This window comes from Neptunomonas sp. (genome assembly GCF_041601355.1).
Taxonomy (GTDB): Bacteria; Pseudomonadota; Gammaproteobacteria; order Pseudomonadales; family Balneatricaceae; genus Neptunomonas.
Genome location: NZ_JBFIIH010000223.1, coordinates 1 through 3,775 on the forward strand (window position 1 = coordinate 1; position 3,775 = coordinate 3,775).

Below are 3,775 nucleotides of genomic sequence, written 5' to 3' on the forward strand. Positions count from 1 at the left end.
ATCACAGTTGTTTTCGTAGCATCGCTACGGACCTTTGGAAGGGCTGCTTAATGCAGCCCTTTTTGTTCTCTGCATCATGATCTTTTCTTGGCTTTTACGCCTGCCGTAATTGCCATGCGCATTGCTTCTTCAACGCTGATATCTAGCCGGGTTAAGCGATTTTGTTCGACATAAACAGTAAATCCGCCTATCTGATAACTCATCGGCAAGTACACACCTACTTTGTCATCTTCTGCGAATAGCTTTTTTCCGGCGGCGACGCCCGTTACGAATCCTATCAGATGGATATTGTTGCCCATGTCGATTGATACGACACTGCGTAAATCATCCTTTTTATTCGTAATATTAAAGACAGTGACAATGTCTTGAATGGTGCTGTAAACCGATTTCACCACCGGGATTTTTTCTAGCATTCGGTCGCCTAATTTTAACAGATAGCGAATACCGTATAGATTCACCACTATGCCGACTAATACTAAGACGACGATACTGGCAAGAATGCCTAGTCCGGGGAAGTAGAAGGGAATCGGAATAAGTGAGAGCAGCAATGGTTTGGCGAGTTCCTCCATAAAAGTAAACAGCCAATAGATGAAATATACAGTCAGACCTAACGGCAGAACGGCAATCAGTCCTTGCAAAATAAATGTAAATATCCTGTTCATTTGTCGTCATTCTCTATAAGTTTGCGCAGGTATAGCGCAACACTCTACCTGCATATGCTATCAATATTGGTTGAACTTTGTTCGTATTTCGCTGCACTGCGGTATTAAAAGCTTTGTGATGTTTACCCCATGCTTATGAGGCTAGTTATCCACAGGCTCTGGGGGTAACTTCTTAGGTCATTCCTGAGATAAGTCTCTAGATGTGTCACATCTCGTGAAAGATAAAAGCAGCCAAAAAGCTACTTTGTGTTGCATTGTCAACTATAGTTAAACTTTTGGTAGATATGATGGCAACTCTCGTACAGCAGATAGAATAAACATAATACGTTGGAGGATATTGCCGACCGCCAACATTACACATGCTAATTGTGCGCAGGTCTCTGTTAGAGCCTTCTTTTCACTCGAAATAAATCAACACTCCTGACGCAGGCTCCTTACGGTGTTTGCTGAGCAGCTGGTTATGACACCTGAATAGGTAGTATAGAAAAAATATGAGTAACGGGATTTTAACTAACATACTGATAAGTATCGTTTAATTTACTGGTAACATACGTGCATAAAAATTTAAAAAAGCCCGAAAGATTGAGTAAATTCAAGTATAAAGAAGATCGTTGGCCTGTTTTTATCATTCTGATACTGACTATTATTGATTTTGTCCTGTACTTTACAGTCAATGACATAGTGCTTCTTGTTAGCTATTATCTGCTGATGATTCTTCCAAAAGGGGTCATCTGCGCATGGAATCACCACCACCAACACCTTTTTACATTTCGAAATACCTTACTCAATCGTGGTTTAGAATTCATTTACGCTTTGCACACCGGTGTAACAACACACCTTTGGCGCCTTCATCATGTTCTGGGCCACCATGTGAACTTTCTTAATCAAGAGCAGGATGAGAGCCGTTGGAAACGCAAAGACGCTACTCGTATGGGAGTGGTAGAGTACACGCTGATTGTTGCCTTGACCGCTTATACACGGGGCTACCACGTAGGAAAACGCTACCCCAAACAATTAAAACCCTTTCTTATTTATACCGCGATAACATCTGTTATCGTCGCCATTCTTGTCTGGTATAAGCCCGTTGCAGGCTTGATGCTATTCGTATTACCCATGATCACCAGCCTTCTTTTCACCGCCTATGTGACATACGATCATCATTCAGGTCTGGATACGGAAAACGAATTTGAAGCCTCTTACAATAACCTGGATCCGCTTTTCAATCGTTTAACCGGCAACCTCGGATATCATACCGCACACCACCATAAACAAGGAGTTCACTGGTCAAAATTACCGGCACTGCATGCGAAGATTGAAGCTGAAATTCCTACTCACCTTTACCAAAAATCTATTTTTACCCGAATGTTTGTTGGAAGATGAATCCGTTCATGTTTTGTCTTTTACTTCTGATTTTTATCTGTATGTACGACTCTTTCCGCTCGATATTCTCAGGCCGCTTAAAACCAGCATCATTGTTTAAATCTCGATCTTATCACACACACTGAGGGGCTTTTTCGCATCTTACCTCGCAGCACTCAGCATTAGGCATGTACGGCTCTGACTGAATTAAATTGTTACTGATTGGTGTAATAGTATGTCCAGTGCTTATTGGGGTATATTGGCTATTGGAGGGTATCGTTAGTGATGCTGATTGAAACTGTCATTGTAACAATATCACTTCCGGCTAGACTGGAATAACTTAGCGACATAAGTCACAAAATAATATTACATAACCTGACGTATGGAGTCATCCCATGTTAATGGAAGGTCAAGCGATCCGCTTGCAAGCAGTTGAAGAGGGTATTTATGAGGTGGTGTTTGATCTCAGAAATGAGGCAGTAAACACACTCAGTCAATTGGCTATGCAAGAACTACGAGAAGCGGTTACTCAGCTGCAAACAACGGCAGGGGTAACCGGCGTTGTTTTTAGCAGTGCCAAAGATAGTTTTATTGTTGGTGCTGATATTACCGAATTTGCGCAGATGTTCGGTCATGCTGAAGAGACCATTGTCGCGAATCTGATCCGGCTACAAGGTCTGTTTAGCGAAATTGAAGACCTGCCATTCCCAACAGTAACAGCCATCAATGGTATCGCATTAGGCGGTGGTTTTGAGCTGGCGCTGGCGACAGACTATCGAGTTATGGCTGATACGGCAAAAGTAGGTCTGCCAGAAGTGAAGTTGGGCATTTATCCTGGTTGGGGTGGTACGGTACGTTTGCCACGTTTGATCGGTATTGATAATGCAAACGAGTGGATCTGTGCCGGTGCTGAAAAACGTCCGGCAGATGCGCTGAAAGATGGTGCAGTTGATGCGGTTGTAGCAACGGATCAGGTACGTGCTGCGGCGATTGATCTGGTTAAGCAGTGCATTGCCGGCAAGTTTGATTACCACGCCCGTCGGGATGAGAAGAAATCCCCGGTTAAATTGAATGCTATCGAACAGATGATGGCATTTGAAACCGCGAAAGGTTTGATTGGTGCTAAAGCCGGTCCGCATTATCCTGCGCCTATGCAGGTGCTGAAAACGATTCAGAAATCCTGCACGATGCAGCGCGAACCAGCGATGGAAGTTGAAGCCAAAAATTTTGTTAAGTTAGCAAAAAATGCGGTGACTCCGGCCTTGGTTGGTCTGTTTATGAAAGACCAGTATGTTAAAAAAGTCAGTAAGAAATATGAAGCGCAGGGTTCGCCGGTAAAACAGGCCGCTGTATTGGGCGCAGGTATCATGGGCGGTGGTGTTGCTTATCAGTCAGCGGTTAAAGGCACGCCTATCTTGATGAAAGATATCAATCAAGGGGCGCTCCAGTTGGGGCTGGATGAAGCGAATAAGCTATTAGGTAAGCAGCTTAAACGTGGCCGCTTAGATGTCACAAAAATGGCGCAAACAATCAATCGAATTACACCTACCCTGAGCTATGGCGATTTCAATCGTGTTGATCTGGTGGTTGAAGCGGTCGTAGAAAATATTAATGTTAAAAAAGCAGTGTTGGCTGAAGTAGAAGGCCACATGCCTGAAGATGCGATTCTGACATCGAACACATCCACTATTTCGATTACTGAGTTGGCCAAGTCTCTGAAACGTCCTGAAAACTTCTGTGGTATGCACTTTTTC

Annotated in this window: 3 protein-coding genes; 2 read left to right on the forward strand and 1 reads right to left on the reverse strand. The window is 43.5% G+C overall.

The window, feature by feature from the left end; all coding sequences use genetic code 11:
• Positions 1–74: 74 nt before the first annotated feature.
• Positions 75–662 (reverse strand): DUF502 domain-containing protein, encoded by a 588-nt coding sequence (locus ABY436_RS19540; RefSeq protein WP_372740600.1) that lies wholly within the window; start codon positions 660–662, stop codon positions 75–77.
• Positions 663–1,244: 582 nt separating this feature from the next.
• Between ABY436_RS19540 and ABY436_RS19545 the strand changes: the two genes are divergently transcribed.
• On the forward strand, positions 1,245–2,042 hold the full coding sequence (locus tag ABY436_RS19545) for a fatty acid desaturase (RefSeq protein WP_372740601.1): 798 nt from the start codon (positions 1,245–1,247) through the stop codon (positions 2,040–2,042).
• A 374-nt stretch (positions 2,043–2,416) separates the two neighbouring features.
• The coding region (locus tag ABY436_RS19550) for a 3-hydroxyacyl-CoA dehydrogenase NAD-binding domain-containing protein (protein ID WP_372740602.1) at positions 2,417–3,775 on the forward strand (1,359 nt) is incomplete at its 3' end.

Bases quoted from the DNA above. Each gene is read 5' to 3' on its own strand.
- ABY436_RS19540 (WP_372740600.1), bottom strand. From the start codon at position 662: ATGAACAGGATATTTACATTTATTTTGCAAGGACTGATTGCCGTTCTG.